The organism is Candidatus Methylomirabilota bacterium (genome assembly GCA_036001065.1).
GTDB lineage: Bacteria > Methylomirabilota > Methylomirabilia > Rokubacteriales > CSP1-6 > MNEF01.
This window is the reverse complement of sequence record DASYUQ010000147.1, coordinates 1-18,472: the sequence shown is the minus strand read 5'-3', so window position 1 is coordinate 18,472 and position 18,472 is coordinate 1. Positions and strand designations below refer to the sequence as shown.

The following is an 18,472-nucleotide window of genomic DNA, read 5'->3' as shown; positions in this document are numbered from 1 at the left end:
GAACGACGTACACGGTGCCTTCCTAGGCGCGAATAGTTGGAACGGCACTAGTGCCGTTCCAACTTGTTGATACTAAATCTGTCCACGAACGACGTACACGGTGCCTTCCTAGGCGCGAATAGTTGGAACGGCACTAGCCGGGGCTCACTATCCGCAGCTGAACGGTCGCCGACCAGCCCCAGCGCGTTCTCCGCTATCTGAGCTGGATCGACTCGAGCAGGCGCTCCACGTGGTCGCGGTATCGTGGGAAGTAGCGCAGGGCGGCGCCGTCATAGACGATGACGTGGAGCTTCTCCTTGAGGACCGCCCCCACCACCGCCGCTCGGCGCTGGATGCCGTCGCCGGTGACGTAGGTGAGATCGAAGCGGAGGGCGGGCGCGCCGCCGAATGTCGCCGGCCGAAGTTCCCGTGGTCTCAGGCGCCCTCCGTAGAAGCTGTCGACAATGAACTCGGCGATCTCGCTCTCGGTCATGGTCGATCGGAAATGGGGACGCTTCGCCTCGTCCTTGCCGCCGGCGAGCAGCGGCTCGCCGTTCGCGATGCCCTTGAAGAAGCGGAGGTAGTGGAGGGCGAACCCGTCGACGGTCCACGATTCGACCTTGTCCTGCGCGACTGAGGTCCAGGTGATCTGCGGCTCGACCGTGTAGGCGTCGCCTATGGGGACCCTACGGGTTTCGACAAGCGTGTAGCTAAGGGTCTGGGCGCAGCCGGCCAGCAGGATGGCGGCGAGCGCGGTCGCGAGCGTCCCGGGCGCGATCGGCATCACCTTACTTCAGCCGCTCGAGGTGGGCCCGAATCATGGCGCGATCCTCGGCCTCGGGCTGCGCCTGGAGGTAGCGCTCGAGCGCGGCTCGCGCAGCCCCGCGGTCGCCGGACCGAGTGAGGAGGAGCCCGAGATTCCGTTGGGCCTCTGGGGGCGCGTCCGGCAGTGCGAGCGCGCGGCGGTAGGAGTCGATCGCGCGCGCCTCGTCGCCAGACTCCCCACGCAGGCGGTAGAGCTCCCCCTGGAAGAAGGTGAGCTCCCCGAGCCGCATGCCCTGCCGCTCGAGCTGGTTCAGCAGCACCTGGAACGCCTCGTACTGCCGCCGCCGCAGCTCGTCGTTGAGCAGGACGGACCGGACATGCAGCGTGCGCGCCAGGAACCGCTCCGCGCCCGCCGGGAGCGGACCGCCGACCGCGGCGGCGCGCTCCGCGCGCTCTCTCAGGCTGGCGATCCGCTCCTCCGTCGGCGGATGCGTCGCGAAGAAGATCGACGGCCCCGATGCTTTCGCAGCCGCCTGCTCCTCGAGGAGCCGCTCGAGGATCTTCGGAGCCTGGCGCGGGTCGTAGCCGGTGCGGATCATGGCTTCGACCCCGAGCAGATCCGCCTCTCGCTCGTTGTCCCGAGAGAAGGCGTTCATGCTGGCGAGCGCGGCGAACCGGCCCGCGAGATCCGAGCCGCCGGCCGCCGCCGAGCCGACGGCGCCCCCGCCGACCACGGCGCCGGCCAGGCCGACGGTCAGGGAAAGGAAGGAGACGACGTTCGCCTTCGACCGGGCGTCACGCCAAGCCTGCAGCGAGTGGCGGCGCACGTAGTGGCCGATCTCATGCCCCAGCACGTAGGCGAGCTCGGCCTCGTTCTGGACGCGGAGCAGGAGCCCGGTCCACACCTGCATCATGCCGTTCGGGGCCATGGAAGCGTTGAATCCCGGAGAGCGCACGACGTAGACGCGGATGTCCTCACAGCGCGGGCCGGCGACCCGGCACGCCGCGTCGCGGACGTAACTGGTGAGGTCTGCATCCCTGACGAGGACCCCCGACGTCCGGAGTTGCTGCTCCAGACGGTCCATCTCCATCCACAGGTCCCCTTCGTCGGTGTGGAGGGGCGGCCGCTCGCCCGGGGCAATCTCGGTCATGGAGCCTGAGCAGCCGCCCGTGAGGAGCGTCAGCGCGAGCGCCAGCCGAGCGCCGGCAGCCCTCACCGGGGCAGATCCCTCAGGAGCTTGCTCACCGCCTTGGCAGCCGAGTCCGGAGTGCGAAGGTCGCTGGAGGCGTCCGTGTGGTAATTGAGCCACACGATGTCGCCCGTCGCCAGGTCGACGAGCGTTCCGAGGATGACCTGCCGGCCGGTTTGGATCACCCCGCCGAAGACGGCCGCAGCGACGTTCATCGCGACGCGCCCGCCGCTCGAGTAGGCGTCGGCGAACTGGGTGAAGAGGGCGTAGTCGGCCTCTTGCTCGCCCGGGAGCACTCGGGCCATCTCGCCCAGGCTCCAGTCGAACGCGCCGGCCTTGTTGGGAAGCTGGCGGTGCGGGTTGAGGTAGTGCGCGAAAATTGCCCGCACCACCAGGCCATGGAGCTTGAGAACCTGGATGTGCTCGGCCTGATGCTCGCGGGTCGGCAGCGCGTAGGGTGTCACGCTCGCGACCTTGGTGCCGAGGTGGGCGGCGAGCGCGGCGTCGATGTGGGTCTTCGCGGTCGCCGTCCAGTCCGCCTTCGGCTCGGCGCCGGTCGCCGTGAGCTCGTAGAGGTGCACGGCCGCCGGGATCAGCACGACACGCGCTTCGCCGAGCGGGCGGGGCAGCCGCGGGGCGGTGTACACACGGTCCCCCTGCTGGGCGCCCGCCGGAGCGACGCTGCCGATCACGAGCGCGGCCACTGCCGCCACGAGCGATGCCGACCGGGAACGCATGGAACCTGCCCCTGTCGTGTCGAGTCTCGGCCGGCCGCATTCTAACGTCGATGCCCGGGGAGGAAAAGCCCTGCCCCCAGGGCCGGCGCCAGGTCGGGTCCGAGCGCAGAGCGTGGATGAGATGAAGCGGCTGGCCCCCCAGGGTGGCCACTCTGATGGCGTCGTACGGCAAAGAGGCGCGCTACTGTTTGGGTCGATTGCGTCGGCGAGGTTGCAAGGAACGCCGCCTCTCTGCAGGCCGCACTGAGCCCGCGGCTGCCGAGGGTCTATCTGCTTCTTGTGGCTCGAGCGGCGCAAAATAGTCCAACAATTCACGACACAGGCCATCCAATTCAGGAAAGATGATCGTCTCCGTGATCCCGATCGTTGCCAGTTCAGCGCGCATCCTCGCTACCGCGCTTCTCGGGACAATCACCTTGACGAGGTGATCTTTAAACGCCTCGTAGGTCTCCAACCCGACCCGTTGACACCGCGCCGTCAACCACACACCGGACCCGGGGCGCCGCGGCCGAAAAACACGTAGCACCGCCGCGAGCGGGACGTCAACTCCGTCGGGCAGCGGTGATCTACGGTCAGGCTACCGGCGGCTCGCTGCAGGTCGAGCGTCTGCGGGGCCGCCCCGGCCTCGCCACCGGGAGTGCGGGAGCCCGCTGGTGACCGATCGCCTGGTTGCGGGTATCATGCTTCCCCGCAGACCCCTTCCCGGGAGGGAGACATGGCCAAGCAAGGGTTCCGCGTCATGGACAGCGACCTCCAGTTGATCGAGCCCCGGACCCTCTGGCAGGACTACCTCGATCCCAAGTTCCGGGGCCGCATCACCACGGTCCCGGATACCCAGGGGCAGATGCGCGCGGCTCTACAAGCTCTAGCCTGAGCGGGCGAGGGGGATATGGCTTACGACCTCGTTATCAAGAACGGCATGGTCGTCGACGGGACCGGCTTTTCGCGCTATCGCGCCGACGTTGCGATCAAGGACGGCACGATCGTCGAGATCGGCAGGATCCACGGGGCGGCGTCAGCGAGCATCGACGCCGACGGGCTCTTGGTGGCCCCCGGCATCATCGATCTCCACACCCACTACGACGCCCAGCCCTTCTGGGACAAGCTGTGCACCTCCTCCGTCTGGCACGGGGTGACGACTGTCCTGACCGGCAATTGCGGGCTGACGCTGGCGCCGCTCAGGCCGGAGCACCGCGAGGCGATGCTCGCCACCTTCTGCTGCGTCGAAGACTTGCCCGTGAAGTCCCTGGCGGCCGTGCTCCGCTGGAGCTGGGAGACGTTCGGGGAGTACCTGGACGCCATCGACCACGGCCTCGGCGTGAACATGATGCCGCTGGTCGGGCACAATCCCCTGCGTCTGAGCGCGATGGACAAGGCGGCCTGGGACCGGGCGGCCACCCCGGACGAAATCGCCACGATGCAGGACCTGTTGCGAGCGGCCCTGGAGGCCGGTGCCTGGGGCTGGAGCACCACGGTGTCGCCGACTCACGCGGGCCCGAAGGGCGAACCGGTCCCGACCCGGCTCGCCGCGAACGACGAGCGCCTGGCCCTGGGCCGCACGCTCGGCGAGTTCAACCGCGGCGTGATCGAGATCCTCCCGCCCGGCGCCGCCCAGCCCGACGCGGCCGATCGACAACACCTCCTCGAGGTGGCGCAGGCAAGCGGCCGGCCGGTCTTCTTCCTGACCTTCGACGCCGAACCGCGCGGCTACGTGGAACAGGCGACCCGCGAGGGCGCGCAACTCTACGCCCTGCTGCGGGCGATTCCCTTCAATCCCCGGTTCACGCTGAAGAAGACGACGTTCTTCGCCAATCTCGACGTGTGGGACACCGTGATGGCGCTGCGGCTCGAGGATCGGTTACGCGTCCTGGCCGATCCGGACAAGCGCGCGGAGCTGCGCGAGGCGGCCATGAAGCGCCAGCGGCGCCGGCCGGGAGTGCCCGGGCGGTTCATCAAATGGTCGGGCATCGTCGTACGCCGGGTGGTCATGGACAAGAACCGGTCGCTGGAGGGCCGTGGCCTCGCCGCACTGGCGGAGGCGCAGGGAAAGCACGTCGCGGACGTGATGCTCGACCTGGCGCTCGAGGAAAAGCTCGAGACCGAGTTTCAGCTGCTGACCCGATCACCCGAGGAGGACGTCGCGCTCGCCGAGTTCGTGAAGACCGGCCACGCCGTGCCTTCCCAGTCGGATGCCGGGGCCCACCTCAACACGAATTTCTGCACCGCCGGCGAGTCTAGTTACGTCCTCGGTCAGTGGGTACGAGAACGGCAACTGCTGAGTCTCGAAGACGCCATCCGTCGTTACACGTTCCAGCCGGCCCGCATCATGGGGTTGCATGACCGGGGCCTGGTGAGGGAGGGGCTGGCGGCCGACCTCATGGTCTTCGACCTCGCGCGCATCGGCGTGAAAGAGGACGAGATCTCGTACGATGGGCCGAACGGCGCGCCCCGGCGGGTGCAGGGCGCGGAAGGCGTGGAGTACGTCATCGTCGGCGGCCAGGTGGTGCTGGACCACGGCAAGCATTCCGGAGCGCTGCCCGGTCGCGTCCTCCGCGCCGCGCGGCGGGGCTGAAGGGTAGGCTTCATCCAGCCTGTCCGTCGAGGTGCGGCGTACCCTCCTCACGGTTCCACAGCCGAAGCATGTGACGCTGCGGGCCGGCCTCGGTGTCGGCGAACGCGGTGCGGCTGTGGGCGAACTGGCGGTTGTCGAGGTACTGGAGCTGTCCCGTCTCGATGCGAAACTCGACCCAGTTGTTCGGGTCGTCCACGATGGCTCGCATGGCGGCCAGCGCCTCCCGTCCCTCGTCATCGAGCGTCTCTCCCGCCAGCGTGTAGCCGCTCAGGATGTAATCCGCGTAATAACGGGCCGTGAGCGTGCGGCCGTCGTGGTGGTACACCGGATGCCTGGAGAACCGCTCCTCGTCGGGGCCGTGCTCGGCCTGCCGGTCCCAGGGGAACGAGCGATAGAGCCGGGCCAGCAGATCGCGATGGCGGCGGCGCATCTCGTTGTGCGCCCTCGCCAGACTGACGAACCGGCTGATTCCACCCTCGCGAGCGGACTGCAGGCAGAACAGACCGACGAACGCCGGGGGCATCCAGAGCCACCCGCCGTCGGTATGGAAGGGCTGGCCGAGGTTGGTCACGGAGCGCCGCACCCCGTAGCCCAACGCCTGGCCCGAGTCCTTCACGTCGTACAGGCGCGTGCCGTCCCACTTCTGGGCGACGACCTGCCCGAGCATCCTGGCCAGCAGCCAGCCGATCGCCCGGTTCTCGGTCTGGCTGTAGCGCTCGACCGGGAAGCGGTCCACCACGGCGAGGCCGATCTGGTGCTGAAGCTTGGTGCGCACGCGCGCCATGACCTGGGCGCACCCCTCGAGCGAGAATGCCTCGGGAGCCAGCTCCTCGATGGGCCGCGAGGTGGCGCGCACGAACGCCGCGACTTCATCGAGTTCGGCGATGCAGGCGTCAGGGAGGGGGAGGAGCCACGCCTCGGGCAACAGGCTCTCGCGTGACCAAGCCTTGTCGCCCTCGACATCGCCGGCGGGGATGTGGACAGCCGCCTCCTCTCCAGCCATAGCCGACGCACCTTTCGCGCGGAGGAATCGGAGTGTAGCATACGTGGCTTGGCGGGTATCCGTCGTGAGGAGAGGAGCACCGGACGTCGATGACTCTCACCGACCGCGTCGCCATCGTCACCGGAGCCGGGCAGGGCATCGGGAAGGCGACCGCGCTGGCGCTGGCGCAGGCCGGCGCTCACGTCGCGGCGGTCGACATCGATCACGCGGCCGCCGAGAAGACCGCGACCGCCATCACCGCGCTCGGGCGCCGGAGCCTGGCGTTGGGGACCGACGTCGGCGATCTCGCCGGCATCGACAAGATGGTTCGCCGGGTCGCCGAGGCCTTCGACCGGATCGACGTCCTGGTGAACAATGCGGGCGTCACGCGCCGCGCCTACATCATGGATCTCACCGAGGACGACTGGGAACGCATCATGCGCGTCAATGGCAAGGGCGTCTTCTTCTGCCTGCAGCGGGTGGCGCGCGAGATGATCCCCCGCCGGAGCGGTGTGATCGTCAACGTCGCCTCCATCGCCGGCAAGGGTTACGCGGGCGCGTCGAACGCCATCTACGCCGCCAGCAAGGCTGCCGTGATCGGCCTCACCCGCATGGCCGCGCTTCAGCTCGCCCGTCACAACATCAACGTCAACGCCATCTGTCCGGGCACCACCGTGACCGCTCTCTCGGACGGTAACCTGAGATCCCGCGCCCGCGAGGAGGGCGTCACCGTCGAAGAGATGGAGCGCCGGCGGAACTCCGTGATTCCGCTCGGGCGTCCCAACGACCCCGAGGACGTCGCCGCGCTGGCGGTCTTCCTGGCCTCCCCGGGCGCGCGAAACATCACCGGGCAGTCGTTCAACGTCGACGGTGGGGTCATCTTCGACTGATGCGCGCCGCGTGATGGCGGGCGACACCGGCTCCGCGGCGTACGTCGACCCGAACACGCTGCTCGAGGAGCATGCCCGCCGGCGCCCCGACAAGATCTTCGTCGAGAGCCCCGACCAGGGCTCGCGGGTCACCTTCGGCGAGTTCGAGGCGCTGAGCCGGCGCTTCGCCAACTTCCTGGCCGGCGAAGGCGTGGGCCACGGCGACCGGGTCTCGGTGCTCTCCGACAACGCGATCGAAGCGCTGGTCGTCTTCTGGGGCGCGCTCCGCGCCGGCGTGATCGTGAACCCGATCAACGTCGAGATCCAGGACAAGCACGTGAGCCGGATCCTCCACGAGGTGGCGCCGAAGCTCGTCTTCGGGAGCCGGGAGCTGCCGGGCGACCCGCGGGGGCTCCTGCCCCCCGGCCCGTCCTGGATCCCGTTCGGAGCCTGGAACGCGCCGAGCCCCCCGGCCGGCGACCTCTTCCTGCGTCTCCGCGCCGCGTCGGACGCGCCGGTGGCGGGGCGCCCCGCGCGGAGCGGCTGGTCGTGCATCGATTACACCTCGGGCACGACCGACACGCCGAAGGGGGCCATCTGGACCCACGAGGCGTACTACGCCATGAGCGAGTCCAGCATCGATCGCCTCCAGCTCACCGAGGCCGACACGATCCTCGACTACCGCCACTTCAGCTGGTCCTCGCCGCAGATCCTCTCCATCGGGCCGACCATGCAGACGGGCGCCACGCTCGTGCTGGCGCGGAAGTTCTCGCAGGCGCGGTTCTTCGACTGGGTGCGCGAGTACGGAGTCACCGTCGCCGTCGGCATCCCCACCGTCATCAACATGCTCCTCGCGCGGCCGGTGGCGGTGACCGCGGCCGGCCTGCCCAAGCTCCGCTTCATGACCTCCAGCACGGCGCCCCTCTCGGTCGAGCGGCACGTGGAGTTCGAGAAGACCTACGGCATCCCCATCGTCCAGCTCGCCGGCGGCACCGAGACGGGCTTCATGTGCGGCAACTCTCCGGACCGGCGCAAGCTCGGCTCCATCGGCCGGCCCACCCTCAACATGCGCGTGCGCCTCCTCGACGAGGCGGGGCACGAGGTGCCACCCGGCCAGGAGGGCGAGATGGTCGTCAGCGGTCGCCAGATGGCCTCGGCCTACTGGCAGGGGCCGGACCACCTCGCGCCGATCCCCCAGGACGGCTTCCGGAACGGCGACCTGGCCCGGCGGGACGAGGACGGCTACGTCTACATCACCGGGCGCAAGAAGGACATCATCATCAAGGGGGGCGTCAACATCGCCGCGCTCGAGATCACGAACTGTCTGCTCGAGCACCCCGACGTGGCCGAGGCGGCCACGCTCGGTGTGCGGGACGGGATCTACGGTGAGCTTCCGGTGGGCTTCGTCGCGCCCCGGCCCGGGCGGAGCCCTCGGGAAGCCTCGCTACTCCAACACCTCCGGGCGAAGCTCGTGGACTTCAAGGTGCCGACCGCCGTCGTCGTTCTCGACACCATCCCCAAGAACGCCAACGGCAAGATCGACCGGAACGCGCTGGCGGCACTCTGGGAGCGGCGGACCGGACGCTCGGCGTGAGCGCGCCCGGCTCCCGGCTGGTGTCGGGCGTCCGCGGCGCGATCCGCGCCGTGCTGGGGACCCTCATCCTGGTCGGCGTGGTGATCAACTTCGCCAACGTGGTCGGCCGCTACGTCTTTCTCAAGCCGATCATCTGGGCCGAGGAGGTCCTCGTCTTCATCATGATCTGGGGCGTCATGCTGGGGGCGACGCTGGTGACCTGGGAGAACCAGCACCTCCGGATGGACGCCGTCTACCACCTGACGCCGCCGCGGGTGCGCCGCTGGCTGAACCTCCTTTCCACGCTGGCCTTCCTGCTGGCCGGTGTGTTCCTGCTCGTGCAGTCGGCGCGGGTCGTCGCCCTGGTTGCGGGCACCGGACAGCGGAGCGTGGTGGCCGAGATCCCGATGGTGATCCCCTACGGCGCCCTGCCGGTGAGCTTCGGGGTGATGGTGATCGTGCTGGTGTGGCGATTCCGGACGTTCGTGCGCGGGGAGCTGTGAGTGGGGTGGGCCCTCGCGCTGATCCCGTTCACGCTGCTCGCCCTGGGTCTCCCGATCTTCGTCATCCTGCTCGTCACGGTGATCGTGCTGCTGGCCTTCTTCATGAACGTGCCTTTCACGGTGGTGCCCCAGACCATGTTCGGCAGCATCGACAAGTTTGCGCTCCTCGCCGTGCCGTTCTTCATCTTCGCCGGCGAGGTGATGGGCAAGGGCGGGATCTCCGAGCGGCTGATCCGCTGGGTCCAGTCGATGTTCGGCGGCCTGCGGGGAACCCTGGCCCTCACCACCGTGGGGACCTGCGAGTTCTTCGGCGCCATCTCGGGGTCGAGCCCGGCCACGGTGGCCTCGGTGGGGCGGCTCATGTATCCGGCGCTCCGCGCCGCCGGCTACGAGGAGAAGTTCGCGCTGGGGCTCGTGACCTCGTCGGGCGCCATCGCCAGCATCATCCCACCCAGCATCCTCATGATCCTCTACGGGGCCGCCGCCGAGCAATCGGTGGCCGCCCTGTTCATCGGCGGTGTCTTTCCCGGGCTCCTCATCGGCGTGCTCACCGCGATCTACATCGTCTTCTACGTCCGCGGCCGGGCCCTCGAGCGGACGGAGGGCTTTCGCTGGGGAACGTTCTGGCGGAGCACGCGCGAGGGCCTGGGGGCGCTGGGCGCCCCGGTGGTGATTCTGGGGAGCATCTACACGGGCGTCTGCACGCCCACCGAGGCGGCGGGGATCGCCGGCGTCTACGGCATCGTCGTCACCCGCTACGTCTACCGCGACATCACCTGGGCGCGTCTGTGGGACATCGCGGTCAGCTCGGTGGTCCTGACGGCGCAGATCATGATCATCGTGGCCGCCTCCGGCGCGTTTGCGTGGCTGCTCACCATCAGCGGCGTCCCCCAGACCGTCGTCGGCGTCATCCAGGGGCTGGAGGTGCCGCCGTGGCTCATGCTGGTGGTCATCAACGTGTTCCTCCTGAGCGTGGGATGCCTGATCGATCCGACGTCGGCCACACTCATCCTGACGCCGCTGCTCGTCCCCATCGTGAGGACGATCGGCGTCGACCTCATCCACTTCGGCATCATCCTGACCGTCAACCTGTCCATCGGCATGTTCACGCCGCCGTTCGGGCTCAACATCTTCGTGAGCCAAGCGCTCTTCAAGGCTTCCCTGACCCGGATCGCCCGCGGCCTCGTCCCGTTCATCGTGATCCAGGTGGCGGCGCTCATGATAATTACCTACGTGCCCTGGCTGTCGCTCTACTTGACGCGCTTCGTGCGCTGACTCGCAGGGCGAGCCGCAGCACGGCCGGGGGCTGGGGCCCCCGCGTGCGAGGCGAGCGAATATACAAGGAGGACCAAATGACGCTCAGACGATTGGCACGGCGGAGCGGGACGGCGCTGGCGGCGGCCGGCGCCGCGCTGGCGCTGGCAGTGGCGCCGGCGGCCGCCCAGACCTACACGCTCAAGATCGGCAACGCCACCATCAACGACGTGCAGCACGAGTGGCAGAAGCGCTGGGGCGCCCGCGTCGAGAAGCGGGCGGGCGGGCGGATCAAGGTCGAGATCTATCCGGCCAGCCAGATCGGCTCGATCCCGCGCATGATCGAGGGGCTCCAGCTCGGCACCATCGAGGCGTGGATCGGGCCGCCCGAGTTCGTCGTCGGCCACGACGTGCGCTTCCAGGCCCTGGGGGCGCCCGGCATCTTCGCCGACATGGAGCACACGTACCGGGCGCTGGCCGACCCGAAGTTCCGGGACACCGTCCTGTCCCTGGGCGAGAGCAAGGGCATGAAAGGGGTCTCGATCATCGTGTACGGACCCACGTCGTACGCGACGCGCAAGCCCATCCGCAAGCTCGACGACTTCAGGGGGCTCAAGATCCGCGTGTTCGCGTCACCGATGCAGACGCTGGCGCTGGCCCGGCTGGGCGCCACGGCGGCGCCGATGCCCCTCGACGAGGTCTTTCCGGCCCTCCAGCGGGGCGCCATCGACGGTAACCGAACCGGCATCACCATCTTCACGACGTTCAAGTACTACGACATTCTCAAGACGGTGACCGAGACCCACGATGCCATGGTCACCTCCATCGCCATGGTGTCCAAGCTCTGGTACGACAAGCTCCCCCCCGATCTGCAGAAGGTCCTGGTGGAGGAAGGCGAGGCCGTGCAGAAGGAGCTCTTCGACTGGACCGTCGACTTCAACAACAAGGGCCGCCAGACCTGGACGGACAAGGGCGGAGAGCTGATCAAGCTCCCGGCGGCCGACCAGGCCGAGATGATCAAGCGCCTGTCCACCGTGGGGGGCGAGGTCGTGGCCTCGCAGCCCCGCCTGAAGGAGGTCTACGACCTCATGGTGCAGACGGCCAAGGCCAAGCGGTAGGGGAGGATTTCCTCGTGGAAGATTCCAGCACTCTGGCGCCCCATGACTTGAGAGAGTGGATCATCCGGGTCGAAGCGATCGGACAGTTGAAGCGCATCACGGCCGAGGTCGACCGGGACGAGGAAATGGGCGCCATCACCTACATGGCGCACCAGTCCCTCGGCGCCCCCGCGCTGCTGTTCGAGCGAATCAGGGAGTGCCCGCCGGGATTCGGCGCGCTCTGGAACCTCATCGGCTCCAGTCCCGATCGGTTCGCGATCGCGGTCGGGGAGCCGACCGGGCTCGGCGTCATGGAGCTGATCGAGCGGTGCCGGACGAAGCTGGGCCGGGGCCTCCCGCCGGTCATGGTCGACGGGTCGGGCGCGCCCGTGAACGCCCACCACCAATACGGCGGCGACGTCGACGTCACGGTGTTCCCGGCCGCGCGCCACTGGGCCGGCGACGGGGGCCGCTACATCGGCACGGCCGACGCCATCATCACCCGACATCCCGACGAGGGCTGGCTCAACGTCGGGTGCTACCGGCAGATGGTGCAGGATCGCAATCACGTCGGCCTCTATCTCTCGCCCGGCAAGGATGCGCGCCTCCACATCGAGCGATACTGGAGCCGCAACGAGCCCTGCGAAGTGGTAGCGGTCTGGGGCGTCGATCCCGCCATGTTCGTGGCGGCCTCGCTGGGGTTCTCCAAGACGCTCTCGGAGCTCGAGTTCATCGGCGGGATCAAGGGTGTCCCCGTCGAGCTCGTCAAGGGCCAGGCGGGCAGCGTGCCCTATCCGGCCCACGCCGAGATCGTGGTGGAGGGCGTGATTCAGCCCAACGCCATGAAGCTGGAGGGGCCGTTCGGGGAATTCACCGGCTACTACGGCCGGCCCGAGGATCTGGCCTTTCTCATGGAGGTGAAGGCCGTCCACCATCGCGCCGACCCGATCCTGACCCACGCGCTGATGGCCGATTATCCAGCCAACGAGACGAGCCTGCTCTACTCGATCGCGCGGGCGGCCAAGATCTGGAACGACCTCGACAAGCTGGGGGTCCCGGGCATCCGCGGCGTCTACTGCCATCCGGCCGCCGCCGGCGGCTGGGGGCTGACGGTGGTGTCGCTCGAGCAGCGCTACGCGGGCCACGCGCCGCAGGCCCTCGCGTTAGCCGCCCAGGTTCCCGGGGGCGCCTACTACGCGAAGTGGATCATCGCCGTCGACGAGGACGTCGATCCTTCGAACATGAACCAGGTGCTGTGGGCCATGGCCACCCGCTGCAATCCCGTGGAGGACATCGACATCCTGCGACAGACCTGGTCGACCTGGCTCGACCCGACCCAGAACCCGCCGGAGGAGCGCCCCTACGGGTCGAAGGCGCTGATCAATGCGTGCATGGAGCATCGGTACATCAAGCAGTTCTCCAAGCGGACCAAGGTGCGTCGATCCGTCTACGAGTCCGTCGCGAGGCGGTGGGCGGAGCTCGGCTTCACGACGACGCCGCCGAAGCTCTGGGCGCTCGACGACTGATCGCCTCTCGCGCGATCGGCACCTCGTTGATCTCGACGCCCTCCAGGGCGAGCGCATCGGCGACGGCGTTGGCGATGGCCGCCGGAGGAGGGCCCGCCGATCCCTCCCCTGTCCCCTTGAGGCCAAGCGGATTCAGCGGCGACGGGGAATCGCGTCCGGCGACCTCGATCGACGGCACCGCGTCGGCCCGCGGGAGCCCGTAGTCCATGAGGGTCGCGGTCAGGAGCTGGCCCCGCTCGTCGTAGCAGATCCCCTCGGAGAGGGCGGCGCCGAGCCCCTGAGCCACCCCCCCTTGCGTCTGCCCCTCCACGAGTCGCGGGTTGATCTCACGCCCGGCGTCGTGCACGACGTGGTACTCGAGCACCTTCACCGCTCCCGTCTCACGATCGACCTCGACGATCGCCGTGTGGACGCCCGACGCCCACGTCACGCTCGCGGGCGAGAAGTAGCGCGTCGCGCCGAGCCCCGGCTCGCCGAGCTCGCGAACGAGGTCGGGCCGAAGGGCCAGCGTGGCGAGCGCGCCGAGCGTGAACCCACGGTCGGGAGCTCCCTTGACCTCCGCGCGCCCGCCGGTGACGACGATGTCTCGAGGACTGCATTCGAGGGCGCGGGCCGCCAGGCGCGCGGCCTTGTCCCGCACCGCCTCCGCGGCCTCGGCCACGGCGTTGCCGACGATCACCGCGATCCGGCTCGCGTAGGTCCCGGAGCCGAACGGGAACCGCGCGGTGTCGCCACCGCTCACGACCACGGCGTCCAGGGCCACCCCCAGGCGGTCGGCGCACACCTGGGCCAGGATCGTCTCGTGTCCCTGGCCCTGGCTGGGGGCGCCGACGGCCACGCCCACCCGCCCGTCCGGCTCCACCACGACTGCTGCCCCCTCGTGCGGGCCGATGGCCGTGCCTTCGTTGTACGTGGCCAGACCGAAGCCGAGCAGCCGTCCCTGCTCCCGCGCCGCCCGCTGGCGCTCGCGGAACTTCCGGTACCCCGAGCGCTCGATAGCCTCGTCGAGCAGCGCCGGGTAATCGCCCGAGTCGTAGATGATCGGCATGCCGTCACGATAGGGAATCGCGCGGTCGAAGGGTAGCGCCTCGGGCGGCAGGAGGTTCCGGCGGCGAACTTCGACGGCGTCCAGGTCCAGCGAACGGGCGGCGATGTCGATGAGCCGCTCCACGACGAACGTGGCATGCGGCCGCCCCGCGCCGCGGTACGGCGCGCTCGGCGCCTTGTGGGTGACGACGAGGCGGCCGCGGCAGTGGAACGCGGCGAGCCGGTAGAGCCCCGGGAGGTGGGTGGCCGTGACGTTCGCCACCACGGCGCCGCGGGGCAGGTAGGCGCCCCCGTCGACGAGGAAGTCGTCGACGAGAGCGAGGAACGAGCCGTCACGGCTGAGGGCCAGCGTCGCGTCGTGGATTTGATCCGCCGCGTGCGTGGTGCCGAGGAAGCTTTCTCCCCGGGTCTCCGTCCAGCGGATGGGCCGGCCAAGCCGCCGGGCCAGGGTCGCCGCGATCAGCTCCTCGGGGTACACGGCCCCCTTCGAGCCGAAGCCGCCGCCGACGTCGGGAGCGGTGACACGCACGGCCTCGGCCGCGAGCCCCAGAGCGTCGGCGACGCGCTGCCTCACCACATAGGGAATCTGGGCGCTGGACCAGAGGTGGAGCGTGCCGGTGGCGGCGTCCCAGCGGGCCGCCACCGCTCTCGGCTCGAGCGCCGTCGCGCTCATCCTCCCGAAGCGGAAACGCCGGGTGACAACCAGGTCGGCGCCCTTGAGCGCCGCCTCCACGTCGCCGAACGTGAGCCCCACCGTCGCCGCGACATTGGTGCCCCAGGCGTCGTGGACGCGCGGCGCACCCGGCGCGGTCGCCCGCTCGGGATCGACGGCGGCCGCGAGGGGCTCATACTCGACCGCGACGGCCGCGGCGCCATCGGCCGCTACATACGGACTGGTGCCCACGACGACAGCCAGCGGCTCTCCGGCGAACCTCACGACACCGTCGGCGAGCGCCGACTGGCGGTAGTCCTTGAGGTTGACGGCGGCCACGACGGGGGGCGGCAAGGCACCCCGAAGCTCGGGCAGATCGTCGAGGGTGAATACGCCGAGGACGCCTCCCAGGCTGGTCGCCCGTGAGCTGTCAACCGTCCCCACTCTGGCGTGAGCATGCACACTTCGCACGAGGGCGAGGTGGAGCGCATGCTCGAAGCCGAGGTCGTCGACGTAGCGGCCGCGCCCGGTGAGGAATCGATGATCTTCCGTGCGTCGGACCGACGCGCCGATCATCCCTACCCCTGACCCTTCACGCGCCCAGAGCGCGCGCGCGTCGGTCGGGAGTGCATTGCCGCGCCAGGCAACGTGATGTCCTGAGGATAGTCTTCCGGCAGCCCGAGCGCGCGGATCTCGTCGGCGAAGCCGAGCCGCCGGTAGTGCTCCATGGTGCGCGAGGTCGTGGCATTCGCCTTGGGAAAGTCCGGAGGCCCCGGGTCCTCCTCGAGCAGGACGCAGGGCACGCCGCGGCGCCCGAGCTCGATGGCGAGGATCAGGCCGGCCGGGCCGCCCCCGACGATCACGACGCAGGTCAACGAGGTCTAGTGCCGTTCCAACTATTCGCGCCTAGGAAGGCACCGTGTACGTCGTTCGTGGACAGATTTAGTATCAACAAGTTGGAACGGCACTAGGAGGGCGGCGCGGTAATCCGATAGCGACCGGCGTCGTCGCGCTCGAGCACATCGGCGGCCCGCACCTCGCCCCAGGCGCGCAGGAAGTCCCGCCAGGGCGCCTCCATGTGGGCCTCGACCAGCTCGCCGAAGTGGCGCGGGCGGTCCCGCAGCTCGGCCACCAGGGCGCGGGCCAGCGGGCTCAGCGGTAGTCCTCCAGCCGCACCGCATCCTTCGCGAAGTAGCGGAGCCGCTCGTAGTGCGAGCGCGGCACCCCTTCGGGGATGGTGGCGTCGATACCGAGCTTGGCGGTGGTGGGCAGGCCGCCCTTGCCGAGGAGGCCGGCCCGCACGCTGGGGTCGATGTGCTTGCCGCGGCCGCCCGGCACGATGAGCACGTCACGATCGGCCTGGACCCGGAAGGTCACGGCCCAGTCCAGCTCGTCGGGATTGTAGATGTCGATGTCGTCGTCGGTGACGATGGCCAGCTTCACCTCGGCGACCGACAGCAGCGCCAGGAGCGCGTTCATGCCCTCGCCGGGACGCTTCCTGATCGACGCGATCAGGGTCCAGTAGCAGCAGCTGCCGACGGGCGCGCGGATGGCCACCGGCTCGACGCTGGCCACGCGCAGCGCCTGCAGGCCCGCCGCCTCGATCACCGGCGCCGCCAGCCAGTCGTTCTCCCACGGCATCTGCAGCACGTAGAAGATCGGATCGCGGCGGTGGGTGATGGCCCGCACACGGAAGATGGGGTTCCACTTGACCTCGCCGGTGATGTGGCTGAACTCGCCGAACGGCCCCTCGTCCGCCGTCCAGCCGATGGGGAGCAGCTCGCCCTCCAGCACCAGCTCGGCCTGGGCAGGGACCTCGAGGTCCACCGTCCGGCAGCGCACCAGCTCGACCGGCGCCCCCTGGAGGCCACCGGCGATCGCGAACTCGTCCACGGCGATGGGCGCCTTGTACGAGGCCGCCAGCAGCTCGAAGGGGTGCACGCCGACGGCTACGGCGATCTCGAGCGGCCGCCCCTGGTCGAGCGCGCGCTGGTAGTAGACCCGCATATCGGACGAGGAGACGAGGTCGATGCCGGTCTCGCGCGGCGTCCGGTACATCATCCGGTACGAGCCGACGTTGCGGCCGTACTCGGGATCCTTGGCGACGACGAGGGTGCCGGAGATGTAGGGCCCGCCGTCCTTGACGTGCATCATGGGCAGGGGCAGGCGCGTGAGGTCGGCTTCCTCCCCGGTCCACACGACCTCCTGACACGGGGCTCGGTCGACGAGGTGGGCCTCGATCGGCCGCCGGATGCCCTCTTCGAAGCGGGTGGCGATGGCGTGCTCGGGACAGCCCAGGGCCAGCGCCAGTCGCCGCCGCGTCGAGAGCAAGGCGCCGACGGCGCGCCACTCGGGATAGCCCGCGACCTGCTCGAAGAGCGTCGCCTGGGGCGCCTGGGCCATCAGCGCGGACAGGTGCCGGGGATCGACGGCCTTGGGCAGACGCAGGAGCTCGCCCGCGTCCTCGAGATCCCGGAGAAACTCGCGGAACCCGGTGCTCATCGCCCGGAGTCTATCACTCCTGCGGCGGGTGCTCGCCTCCCTCACGGCAAATCCCCCGGCCCGCGGTCCACCCTCGCCGTGTAGGCGCGGAGCAGGCGCGCGCGGTCGAAGGCGGGCAGTTCGTCGATCCAGGCCCAGGCGAGAATGGCCAGCGTCGTCTGCAGGCGCGGGTACGGAGTGACGAGGAGCTTGACGTGGCCCCACTTGGAGCGGGGGAAGGTCGCGTAGACCTCGCGGAGCTGCGCGACCAGATCCGGGCACGGCCGCGCGCAGTTGTAGAGGATGACGAGCCCGCCGTGCCGATTTTCACGCGCAAGCTGGGCCTCCGTGCCGCGAGCAGGATGTCCGGCGTACCTTGACGCGTATGCACGATTGATGCATACTCGCGCAGATGCGGACGACGCTCAACATCGATGACCGCCTGCTCGAGCACGCACGCCGCCTGAGCGGCATCCGCGAGAAGACCGCGCTGGTCCGGGCGGGTCTCGAGGCTCTGATCGGCCGCGAGAGCGCCCAGCGCCTGGCCGCGCTCGGAGGGACCGAGACGTCGCTGGGCCGGATCCCGCGGCGACGGTCGCGGCGCCCGGGCCGCGCGGCGTGACGCTCGTCGATACCTCCGTCTGGGTCGACCACTTCCGGCGCGGCGACGACACACTGGCGGCCCTCCTCACCGAGGCCGGCGTCCATTGCCATCCCTTCATTATCGGCGAGCTGGCGTGCGGCCGGCTCAGGCAACGCCAGGCGATCCTGGCGCTTCTCGCGAACCTCCCTCAGCTCCCCGTCGCCGAACACGAGGAGGTGCTGGCGTTCGTGGAGAGGCACCAGCTCATGGGCTCGCGGATCGGCTGGATCGACGCCCACCTGCTGGCGGCCGCGAGGCTGACGGGAATTCCGCTCTGGACGAGGGACAAGGGACTTCGCACCGTCGCGCGCCGGCTCGGCGTGGCCGCTGAGCCCCCTGGCAATAGAGCCGGCAGGCCGTCTCCTGGTCGCCCGTGAGGTTGCTCGTCTCGCCGTAAAGACGAGACGTCCGGCGCAGGGTCGTGGACAGCATCAGGCCCTTGCACAAGCGCCGGCGCCAGCCTAATAGCTTCACCTGCCGAGCACGAGGTCCTCCGGATGCCGTACTATGCATGACGCTCGGGTACCCCCGGCCAGAAGGAGGAGCGCCGTGAAAGCAGCCGCAGTCGTGGCCGACATTCTCAAGCGCGAGGGCGTGCAGTG

The 18,472-nt window shown here is 69.4% G+C and carries 17 protein-coding genes and 1 pseudogene; 10 read left to right on the top strand and 8 right to left on the bottom strand.

Annotated features, from left to right (window positions below; genetic code table 11):
• Positions 1-193: 193 nt before the first annotated feature.
• The 3 genes from VGV13_14650 to VGV13_14640 are packed head-to-tail and all read right to left on the bottom strand — an operon-like array spanning position 194 to position 2,671.
• The gene (locus VGV13_14650; protein HEV8642334.1) at positions 194-763 is read right to left on the bottom strand and encodes a hypothetical protein; all 570 of its coding nucleotides are present in this window, start codon (positions 761-763) and stop codon (positions 194-196) included.
• A 4-nt stretch (positions 764-767) separates the two neighbouring features.
• Positions 768-1,961 (bottom strand): tetratricopeptide repeat protein, encoded by a 1,194-nt coding sequence (locus VGV13_14645; protein ID HEV8642333.1) that lies wholly within the window; start codon positions 1,959-1,961, stop codon positions 768-770.
• Complete coding sequence (locus VGV13_14640; protein HEV8642332.1) at positions 1,958-2,671, bottom strand: hypothetical protein; 714 nt, start codon at positions 2,669-2,671, stop codon at positions 1,958-1,960. Before VGV13_14640 ends, VGV13_14645 begins: the two co-directional genes overlap by 4 nt.
• A 715-nt stretch (positions 2,672-3,386) precedes the next feature.
• Between VGV13_14640 and VGV13_14635 the strand changes: the two genes are divergently transcribed.
• On the top strand, positions 3,387-3,545 hold the full coding sequence (locus VGV13_14635; protein HEV8642331.1) for a hypothetical protein: 159 nt from the start codon (positions 3,387-3,389) through the stop codon (positions 3,543-3,545).
• Between the two features lie 15 nt (positions 3,546-3,560).
• Positions 3,561-5,243, top strand: coding sequence for an amidohydrolase family protein (locus VGV13_14630; GenBank protein HEV8642330.1), 1,683 nt, complete (start codon positions 3,561-3,563; stop codon positions 5,241-5,243).
• Positions 5,244-5,253: 10 nt separating this feature from the next.
• Here the strand turns inward: VGV13_14630 and VGV13_14625 are convergent, their stop codons facing one another.
• The gene (locus tag VGV13_14625) at positions 5,254-6,246 is read right to left on the bottom strand and encodes a TauD/TfdA family dioxygenase (protein HEV8642329.1); all 993 of its coding nucleotides are present in this window, start codon (positions 6,244-6,246) and stop codon (positions 5,254-5,256) included.
• Between the two features lie 89 nt (positions 6,247-6,335).
• Between VGV13_14625 and VGV13_14620 the strand changes: the two genes are divergently transcribed.
• The 6 genes from VGV13_14620 to VGV13_14595 all read left to right on the top strand — a co-directional run bounded on the left by VGV13_14620 (position 6,336) and on the right by VGV13_14595 (position 13,047).
• Positions 6,336-7,115, top strand: a complete 780-nt coding sequence (locus VGV13_14620; protein HEV8642328.1) for a glucose 1-dehydrogenase — start codon at positions 6,336-6,338, stop codon at positions 7,113-7,115.
• A gap of 13 nt (positions 7,116-7,128) precedes the next feature.
• On the top strand, positions 7,129-8,688 hold the full coding sequence (locus VGV13_14615) for a class I adenylate-forming enzyme family protein (protein HEV8642327.1): 1,560 nt from the start codon (positions 7,129-7,131) through the stop codon (positions 8,686-8,688).
• Positions 8,685-9,170: a TRAP transporter small permease gene (locus VGV13_14610; GenBank protein HEV8642326.1), complete on the top strand. Its 486-nt coding sequence runs from the start codon at positions 8,685-8,687 to the stop codon at positions 9,168-9,170. The genes VGV13_14615 and VGV13_14610 overlap by 4 nt, the downstream gene beginning before the upstream one ends.
• Positions 9,171-10,445 (top strand): TRAP transporter large permease, encoded by a 1,275-nt coding sequence (locus tag VGV13_14605; protein HEV8642325.1) that lies wholly within the window; start codon positions 9,171-9,173, stop codon positions 10,443-10,445.
• 77 nt (positions 10,446-10,522) lie between these two features.
• On the top strand, positions 10,523-11,542 hold the full coding sequence (locus tag VGV13_14600) for a TRAP transporter substrate-binding protein (GenBank protein HEV8642324.1): 1,020 nt from the start codon (positions 10,523-10,525) through the stop codon (positions 11,540-11,542).
• Between the two features lie 14 nt (positions 11,543-11,556).
• Positions 11,557-13,047 carry a UbiD family decarboxylase gene (locus tag VGV13_14595; protein ID HEV8642323.1) on the top strand — a complete coding sequence of 497 codons (1,491 nt, stop codon included), beginning with the start codon at positions 11,557-11,559 and terminating at the stop codon, positions 13,045-13,047.
• On the opposite strand, the gene VGV13_14590 is transcribed toward VGV13_14595, so the two are convergent.
• The 4 genes and pseudogenes from VGV13_14590 to VGV13_14575 all read right to left on the bottom strand — a co-directional run bounded on the left by VGV13_14590 (position 13,007) and on the right by VGV13_14575 (position 17,248).
• A complete protein-coding gene (locus VGV13_14590; protein HEV8642322.1) occupies positions 13,007-15,322 on the bottom strand; it encodes a xanthine dehydrogenase family protein molybdopterin-binding subunit in 2,316 nt (771 codons plus the stop codon). The genes VGV13_14595 and VGV13_14590 overlap by 41 nt on opposite strands.
• 74 nt (positions 15,323-15,396) lie before the next feature.
• Positions 15,397-15,621, bottom strand: a pseudogene (locus VGV13_14585) (FAD-dependent monooxygenase).
• A 92-nt stretch (positions 15,622-15,713) separates the two neighbouring features.
• A complete protein-coding gene (locus tag VGV13_14580) occupies positions 15,714-15,878 on the bottom strand; it encodes a hypothetical protein (protein ID HEV8642321.1) in 165 nt (54 codons plus the stop codon).
• 20 nt (positions 15,879-15,898) lie between these two features.
• The gene (locus VGV13_14575; protein HEV8642320.1) at positions 15,899-17,248 is read right to left on the bottom strand and encodes a UbiD family decarboxylase; all 1,350 of its coding nucleotides are present in this window, start codon (positions 17,246-17,248) and stop codon (positions 15,899-15,901) included.
• Between the two features lie 391 nt (positions 17,249-17,639).
• Here VGV13_14575 and VGV13_14570 point away from each other — a divergent pair, with 391 nt between their 5' ends.
• Together VGV13_14570 and VGV13_14565 are read left to right on the top strand one after the other, a co-directional pair.
• Positions 17,640-17,849 carry a type II toxin-antitoxin system VapB family antitoxin gene (locus VGV13_14570; protein ID HEV8642319.1) on the top strand — a complete coding sequence of 70 codons (210 nt, stop codon included), beginning with the start codon at positions 17,640-17,642 and terminating at the stop codon, positions 17,847-17,849.
• Complete coding sequence (locus VGV13_14565; GenBank protein HEV8642318.1) at positions 17,846-18,247, top strand: type II toxin-antitoxin system VapC family toxin; 402 nt, start codon at positions 17,846-17,848, stop codon at positions 18,245-18,247. Before VGV13_14570 ends, VGV13_14565 begins: the two co-directional genes overlap by 4 nt.
• Positions 18,248-18,472 lie beyond the last annotated feature (225 nt).